At 32.3% G+C, this 7861-nt stretch carries 7 protein-coding genes; 6 read left to right on the forward strand and 1 reads right to left on the reverse strand.

All coding sequences use genetic code 11. The annotated features are described in order from the left end of the window. The first annotated feature begins 18 nt into the window (after positions 1-18). From CYP64_RS01955 to CYP64_RS01980, 6 genes are read left to right on the forward strand one after another with little or no spacing between them, the layout of a single operon-like run. The gene (locus tag CYP64_RS01955; RefSeq protein ID WP_054196396.1) at positions 19-675 is read left to right on the forward strand and encodes a transglutaminase-like cysteine peptidase; all 657 of its coding nucleotides are present in this window, start codon (positions 19-21) and stop codon (positions 673-675) included. Beyond that, a complete protein-coding gene (locus tag CYP64_RS01960) occupies positions 672-2621 on the forward strand; it encodes a bifunctional diguanylate cyclase/phosphodiesterase (RefSeq protein WP_103648479.1) in 1950 nt (649 codons plus the stop codon). Before CYP64_RS01955 ends, CYP64_RS01960 begins: the two co-directional genes overlap by 4 nt. 3 nt (positions 2622-2624) lie before the next feature. Further along, a complete protein-coding gene (locus CYP64_RS01965) occupies positions 2625-4763 on the forward strand; it encodes a type I secretion system permease/ATPase (RefSeq protein WP_054196398.1) in 2139 nt (712 codons plus the stop codon). Between the two features lie 2 nt (positions 4764-4765). Continuing rightward, complete coding sequence (locus CYP64_RS01970; protein ID WP_103648480.1) at positions 4766-6232, forward strand: HlyD family type I secretion periplasmic adaptor subunit; 1467 nt, start codon at positions 4766-4768, stop codon at positions 6230-6232. Further along, the gene (locus tag CYP64_RS01975) at positions 6232-6723 is read left to right on the forward strand and encodes a DUF5416 family protein (protein ID WP_103648481.1); all 492 of its coding nucleotides are present in this window, start codon (positions 6232-6234) and stop codon (positions 6721-6723) included. Before CYP64_RS01970 ends, CYP64_RS01975 begins: the two co-directional genes overlap by 1 nt. Positions 6724-6741: 18 nt before the next feature. Beyond that, the gene (locus tag CYP64_RS01980) at positions 6742-7380 is read left to right on the forward strand and encodes a response regulator transcription factor (RefSeq protein ID WP_103600173.1); all 639 of its coding nucleotides are present in this window, start codon (positions 6742-6744) and stop codon (positions 7378-7380) included. A gap of 208 nt (positions 7381-7588) precedes the next feature. Here the strand turns inward: CYP64_RS01980 and CYP64_RS01985 are convergent, their stop codons facing one another. Further along, on the reverse strand, positions 7589-7837 hold the full coding sequence (locus CYP64_RS01985; protein WP_021090800.1) for a hypothetical protein: 249 nt from the start codon (positions 7835-7837) through the stop codon (positions 7589-7591). Positions 7838-7861 lie beyond the last annotated feature (24 nt).

Below are 7861 nucleotides of genomic sequence, written 5' to 3' on the forward strand. Positions count from 1 at the left end.
ATGTAAAAAGTAATGACCATGAGGGTCAAGACAAATTTTTGGACGCTTATTGTAAGCGTCCTTTTTTTATTATTAGCAAGTGCTATTGGAGATTTTATAAAATCAACAACCATAGCAAAGGTAGCTAAAATTTATGGAGAAGATGCAAGAAGAAGGGCTTCTGCTCTAAATTCTTTAATGACTTCATTGCAAGATGCAACTGAACAAGAGAAATTAATAAAAGTAAATGACTTTTTTAACTCTTTTAGATGGGTTGATGATATGCAGCTTTGGCACAAAAAGGATTATTGGGCTACTAGAATGGAATTTATAGGAAAAGGTGCTGGTGACTGCGAAGACTACGTTATTGCAAAATATTTTACACTAAAGCAGCTAGGAATTCCAACTCAAAAATTATACTTCACATATGTTAAAGCCTTAAGATACAATCAAGCTCATATGGTTTTAGCATACTACGATACACCAAAATCTATTCCATTAATTTTAGATAACATAAATGGTAAAATAAAAATCGCAACTCAAAGAACAGACCTTGTTCCAGTTTATAGTTTTAATGGTGATTCGCTATACTTGGCAAAACAAGAAGGTCTTGGTCAAGCAATACCAGGTGGAAATAAAAAACAAAATCCTAAGTGGATGGAACTAATAGATAGGATAGGAAAAGAGGATTTATGACGCTATTTAAACAAATTATGATCGCCGTGATAACTTTTGGTATCATGATTTTTATGGCTGTTGGCTACTTAAATTTTAAGAGCCTAAATGGATATATTAATGACCAACTTGGTGAAAATGCAAGGCATACAGCAAATTCACTTGGACTTGCTTTAAAACCTATTATCGATCCAGACGATATGTCCTTGGCTCAAACAATGATAAATTCTATGTTTGACAGCGGCAGATACAAGCTTATCAAGCTTGAAGATGTTGATGGTAAGGTTCTTATTGAAAATTCTCAACAAACTGTTGTTAAAGATATTCCTGAATGGTTTTACAAAATAGCCAAGTTTGAAGCACCAATAGCAGATAGCGAGATTATGACTGGCTGGGCAAAATTTGGTACGCTTTATGTTCAAGGCAGCACTGCACTTGCCTATAATGAGCTTTATACCAACTCAAAAAATATTTTTAATTTTCTTCTTCTAATGATAATTGTCACTCTTGTGGTGGCATATTTTGCTCTAAAAGCTATTTTTAGGCCGCTTATGAAGGTTCAAGATCAGGCTGAGGCCATACTTGATAATAAATTTATTATTCAGAAAAGAATTCCATTTACAGCCGATCTTAAAAAAATGGTTCTAGCTATGAACTCTATGGTTAGCAAGGTAAAAGACATTTTTGAGAGAGAGGCAGCTACACTCAGTAAATATCAAGAGCTTTTATATAAAGATACAATGAGTGGTGCTAATAACAGAAGATTTTTTCAAACTAAATTTAGTGAGTATCTAGCAAGTGAAGAATATTCAAGTGGTGTTGCTTTACTTGTTAGTTTTAAAGATCTAATAAATTTAAAAAGTACGCTTGGCTTTGAAAAATGGCAAAGCGTTATAATGAAAATAGCTCAAATTTTACAAGAAAAATCAATTCATAATGATAAAAATGCGATTGTTGCAAGGCTTAACGATAATGATTTTATCGTACTTTCGTATGGTAGAAATTCATCAAATTTCTTGGCTCTATGTGATGAAATTATGAACGAGTTTAAAAAGCTTTATGCAAATTTTGCGCTAAATGATAGCGAGTATCCAGTAAATGCTGCGATAGTTGAGTATTCACCAAATACTGATATCAAGACACTTCTTACTTCAGCTGACGTTACATTGGCTAGCTCAAGACTTGCTGGAAGCTTTACATATAAGGTATTTAATGAAAATCAAAATACTTTAGTGATTGGTAAAGAGAAGTATAAAGAGCTTATTTTTGACTCAATAAAAGAGGATGAATTTAAATTCGCAGCTCAAAAAGTGATTGATCTTAATTCAAATTTTGAGCAGTATGAGCTTTATTTGAGGCTTGTTGATAAAGATGGCGTATGGCGTATGGCCTCATATTTCATGCCGATGGTCAATGAGCTAAATTTAGGTGCGATGCTTGATCTTCATATCTTAAATAGGGTGGCTAGAATTTTACCAGAGAATATCTTACCAAGTGGCAACTTGGCAATAAATTTGGGCAAAGAGATATTAAACTCAGATGAAAATTTTTCAAAACTTGAAGCTGCACTTAAAAAGATAAGCCAAATTTCTAAATATAAAAACTATATAGAAATTCCAAATAAAGACGATATTAGCATAGAAAGTATAGTTAAGCTTACTAAAAAATTAAAAGAGCTTGGCTTTGGATTTGGTTTTGACCACTTCGAGCTTAATGCAAAAGGTATTGAGAAGCTAAAAGAATTTAACCCTGATTATGTAAAAATTCAGTCAAATGTCTTAATCGACTTCTTAAGTGATAAGTCAGGAGTAAATACAAAACAATCGCTTGACGTTGTTTTAAGCTCAAAAGACATTATTTTGATCGCAATTGGTGTTGAAGGCGAAGAGCAGAAGAAAAAGCTAATTGATCTTGGCATTAAAAATATGCAAGGAATTTATATAGATGAAATTAAGAACATTGGATGATAGATGCATAGTGATAAGATAAAAGATGAACTACTTCAATGTTTGGTTATTTTTACCAAGCTTCATAATAATCCATATAGTGCTGATGCTTTAACTATTGGCTTGCCAGTAAAAGATGGCGATGAAATTGAGCTTTTTTCACTTAAAAGCTCAAGGTCTTTATTTTCTCGTGCTGCTTCTCGTGCTGGCTTTGCTTCTACTCTTGTAAGAAAAGATCTTGAACAAATCTCTCCTTTAGTTTTACCTTGCATTTTAATGCTTAGAGGCAAAAAAGCTTGCATCTTGCAATCTTTTAGTAAAGATAAAAAGACAGCAAATATCATAACACCAGAACTTTCAACTGGTACTAGCGCTATAGAAATAAGTAAATTAAAAGAAGAATATTTAGGCTATGCATACTATCTAAAGCGCGAGTTTGTTCCAGAGGATACTAGCTCAACAAAGCTAATTGATGCTGGAAATGACCACTGGTTTTGGGGAACTCTAAAACGTTCAAAAAAGATTTATTTTGATGTTGTTCTTGCAAGTTTTATTATAAATTTATTTGTTCTTGCTAGTCCGCTTTTTACGATGAACGTATATGACCGTGTCGTGCCAAATAATGCGGTTGAGACACTTTGGGTCTTGGCACTTGGTGTAAGTGTAGTTTATGGCATAGATCTTTTTTTAAAATTTGTAAGATCATATTTTCTTGAGATTGCTGGCAAAAAGAGCGATATCATAATGAGTTCTATTTTATTTGAGCGTGTTATGGATATGAAATTTAGCAATAAACCAAAATCTGTTGGTTCTTTTGCTAGTAATCTAAAAGAGTTTGATACGGTTAGAAATTTCTTCTCATCAGCCTCATTGGCAGCCATTGTCGATCTTCCATTTGCGATCATTTTCTTGATAGTTACTTATTTTATAGGAAGCTATATCGTACTCGTGCCAATTGTTATCATGATAGCTATTTTATGTTATACATTTTTTATAAAAGATCCACTTCAAAATGCTATTAAAAGTACATTTGAGGCTTCGGCTATAAAAAATGGAATTTTAATAGAGAGCCTTAGCAGTCTTGAAACTATCAAAACCCTTGGTGCTAGCGGACATATACAGTGGAACTGGGAAGAGGCAACTGGTGAGATAGCAAATAGAAGCATTAAATCAAAAATTATCACAACTTCAATAACGACTGTTACATCTTTTTTAGTGCAATTAAATACTATTGCCATCATCGTTCTTGGCGTCTACATGATACAAGATACACATCTTACAATGGGTGGTCTTATCGCTGCGGTTATGCTTAGCTCTCGCGCTATCGCTCCTATGGGGCAGGTGGCTTCACTTGCTGCAAATTTTGAGCAGACAAAAACAGCATATCAAAGTCTTAGTAAGATTATGCAAATGCCTGTTGAAAGGCCAGAGGGTAAAAAATTTGTTAGAAGAAATTCTTTTGATGGAAAGATTGAGTTTAAAAATGTAAGCTTTACATATCCAGATACCACAAAGGGTTCGCTTGATAGGATAAATTTTGTTATTCAGCCAGGTGAAAAAGTTGGCATTATAGGCAAAAATGGCTCTGGAAAAACTACTTTACAAAAGCTTATTTTGGGACTTTACTCACCAACTGAAGGCTCGGTTTTGATTGATGGAATAGATATTAATCAAATCGATCCAGCCGATCTTAGGCGAAACATCGGCTACGTTCCACAAGATGTTGTGCTTTTTAAAGGAACGGTTAGAGAAAATATTGTTCAAAAAGCACCATATGTTGATGATATCCAGATTATAAAAGCAGCCAAAGTAAGTGGAGTTGATGAATACGTAAATGCTCACCCACTTGGATTTGATATGCCAGTCTTTGAAAGAGGCGATGGCATAAGTGGTGGGCAGCGTCAAAGCATAGCTGTGGCTAGGGCATTTTTGCTAGATAGTCCTATTATTTTGCTTGATGAGCCAACAAATTCTCTTGATAATACGGTTGAAAATAAGTTAAAAATAAATTTAAAGACAAATACAGCAAATAAAACGATGCTGCTTGTTACACATAGGACGTCGATGCTAGATCTTGTTGATAGACTTATAGTTATGGACAATGGCAAAATTTTATTGGACGGACCAAGAGATGAAGTTTTAGCAAGACTTAGTGGGAAGTGATTATGCAAGAAGATATCAAGAACAAACAAAATGAAAATCCAAAAACTGAAAAAAGATTAATTTCTGAAAATAACATAAAAGAACAAGAGGAAGCTAGTAATAAAATTTTAAATAGTGTAGATGACATAAAGTCTAATCTTCAAACAAAAAATTATGATGCTTATGATTTGAAATTTATGTCAAGTCTTTCTGAGGCTGTTTTGGCTAAAGCCCCATCTACATCTAAAAAGATACTCTATACGGTTGCTATAACTATGTTTTGGCTTCTTGTTTGGGCTTCTTGGGCACAAATAGATGAGATCACAAGAGGTAGTGGTAAAATCATCCCGTCTGGAAAAAACCAAGCGATACAAAATCTCGAAGGCGGTATAGTCGATCAAATTTTTGTAAAAGAGGGTGATGAAGTTAAGAAAGATCAAATTCTAATAAGGCTAGATAATAAAAATTTTACGAGTAGTTATGGTGAGTCAAAACTAAGACTTGATGAACTTCAAGCAAAATTTATGAGACTTGATGCTGAGGCAAATGATAAGGAATTTGACTATGATGAAGCTAGAGATGCGAATAATAGTAAAGCCATAAGATATGAACTAAGTCTGCATAATTCAAATATTGATCATTTAAATGAGCAAATAGGAATTTTAACAGAGCAAATTCATCAACGCCAGAGTGAGTTGGTCGAACTAAAAAATAAAATTTCTCAAACTCAAAATAGCTACAACCTTGTTCTAAAAGAAAAGGCCATTATGGAGCCAATCTTTAAAAAAGGTCTTGTTAGTGAGGTTGAATACATCCAGCTTCAAAGACGCGTAAATGATCTAAGAGGAGAGCTCGATGCTGCCGTTCTTGCTGTGCCAAGAGTTGAATCAACTATAAAAGAAGCTAAAAATAAGATCGAAGAAGCAAAACTTGCATTTAAAAACAATGCAAAAAAAGAGCTAAATGAGGTTTCAGCAGAGATCGCAAGGATAAATGAATCACAAATCAGCCTAAGTGATAGAGTAGAAAGAACATATGTAAGATCTCCAGTAAATGGTATTGTCAGCAAAATGATGGTTCATACCGTATCAGGAGTTATTAAGCCTGGTGAAAATATTGCTGAGATCGTTCCTCTTGAAGATAAACTGGTTGCTGAAGTAAAAGTAAAACCAGCTGATGTTGCATTTTTGAGACCTGGGCTTGATACGATGGTTAAATTTACAGCTTATGATTTTAGTATTTATGGTGGTTTAAAAGGCAAAGTAACACAGATTAGTGCTGATACAGAGACTAATGAAAAAACTGGCGAGAGCTATTATTTGGTCAGGATAGAAACTGAGAAAAATTATTTAGGTAGTGAAGAAAAACCGCTTAGAATAAAAGTTGGTATGATAGTCTCAGCTGATATCATTACCGGTAAAAAGACAATACTTGATTATTTATTAAAGCCTATTTTAAAGGCAAAACAAAATGCCTTAACGGAGAGGTAATGGGCAAGATCGCTTTTTATGATAAGAAATTTGGTGAATATGAGATTGAAAAATTTCAAAATTTACAAAATTTCTATCTCATAAAAGATGATCATTACTGCGATATAGTTAATGATGAAATTGAACGATTTAAATTTAGTGATTGTGAAATAGAATTTTTACAATTAGTAGATGTTACTAGTAGACATAAAAAACTATTTGAAAATATAAAAATTCAAGATGATATAGTAAAAAGCATTAAAATTTTAATAAAAGGCTATGACCAGAGTTTGGATAAATTGGACTTTGATCCTGGAATTTTAAATTTAAATATCCCTTATAAATATGCTATATCACAAGATTTTTTTGAAATGACTATTTTTTTAGAAGAAAAATCCTCAGTGGTTACTAAATTTTTCTCATCAATAGATTACAAGATACACAAAAATGGCGAAAGTCGTCACGTAGAATTTTTTATAAATAGTAAAAAAATTTATGAAAGAATCATATAAATAATCCAAGGAAAGGTAATGCAAGTTATTTTATTTACACAAAATAGTGCATTAAACAATATTTGGAGAAGCTATTTTACTGGCAATAGCGATGTGAAATTTATACATAATAGAAAAGAGTTTTTTTCTCATATAAATGATGATGTTGATATTATAGGCATTGATATTGATGTTTTTAAAGATAATATTGATGATGTTATAAAAAATATAATTGAAAATTCCCCAAATATAAAAATACTCATTCTCTCAAATAGGCCAACGATAAACGAAGGCAAGCATCTGCTTACGCTTGGAATCAAGGGCTATGCAAATTCTCACATGCGAAAGACACACTTTGAAGATGCTTTTGAAGCTATTTTTAATGGAAATATATGGCTTTACCAAGAATTTGTTCAGGCAATGATTAGTGAGCTAACCGGCTCATATATTAATAGCGAAAGTGAAAAGGTAGACAAAAAGACCGATCTCTCTGAGCTTAGTTCAAGGGAAAGAGAAATTGCAGATTTAATCTATCAGGGTCTAACAAATAATGAAATTTCAGAAAAAACAGGCATTACACTAAGGACGGTCAAGGCACATACAAGCTCGATTTATAGTAAGCTAAATGTAAAGGATAGAATAGGGCTTGTGCTTTTGATGAAGCAGCTTGACGCATAAAGTCTTGATTTATTTTTTTAAAAATTAAGATTATTCTTCAAAAACTATAATTTTTTTCTATATACGCCCACAAGAAATACATACACAACTTTTACTGGCTAAAGAATACAATAAATATAAAATTTTCAAATAAAAAAAGATTTGCTAAAATCTTAAATAAAAAAATTCTAGCAAATTTATCAATAGCCGAGATAAGAAACCAGAAACTTTAGTCTTCCAAATCGATATCTACTTTTTCAACATTTGTTATGATGTCTTTTGTATTTTTTTCGATATCGTGTTTATTTTTTTCAATAAGTGATCTATTTTGTCCAATCAAATCCCTATTTTCTTTAATGCCATCACTATTTTGTTCAATTAATTTGCTAAGAGTTGATATTCTTTTCTCATAACGTATCATTAGAAAATAAATTACGTAAATTAGCAATAAAATTATTGCCCAAGGTAAAAATTGCATATTAAGTCCTTATATATTTATTTT

This window comes from Campylobacter concisus, from assembly GCF_002913945.1.
In the GTDB taxonomy this organism is placed as follows: Bacteria; Campylobacterota; Campylobacteria; order Campylobacterales; family Campylobacteraceae; genus Campylobacter_A; species Campylobacter_A concisus_P.

What these genes read in the sequence shown, in the direction of transcription:
- CYP64_RS01955 (WP_054196396.1), top strand. Translation starts at nt 19, where the DNA reads ATGAGGGTCAAGACAAATTTTTGGACGCTTATTGTAAGCGTCCTTTTT.
- CYP64_RS01960 (WP_103648479.1), top strand. Translation starts at nt 672, where the DNA reads ATGACGCTATTTAAACAAATTATGATCGCCGTGATAACTTTTGGTATC.
- CYP64_RS01965 (WP_054196398.1), top strand. Translation starts at nt 2,625, where the DNA reads ATGCATAGTGATAAGATAAAAGATGAACTACTTCAATGTTTGGTTATT.
- CYP64_RS01970 (WP_103648480.1), top strand. Translation starts at nt 4,766, where the DNA reads ATGCAAGAAGATATCAAGAACAAACAAAATGAAAATCCAAAAACTGAA.
- CYP64_RS01975 (WP_103648481.1), top strand. Translation starts at nt 6,232, where the DNA reads ATGGGCAAGATCGCTTTTTATGATAAGAAATTTGGTGAATATGAGATT.
- CYP64_RS01980 (WP_103600173.1), top strand. Translation starts at nt 6,742, where the DNA reads ATGCAAGTTATTTTATTTACACAAAATAGTGCATTAAACAATATTTGG.
- CYP64_RS01985 (WP_021090800.1), bottom strand. Translation starts at nt 7,837, where the DNA reads ATGCAATTTTTACCTTGGGCAATAATTTTATTGCTAATTTACGTAATT.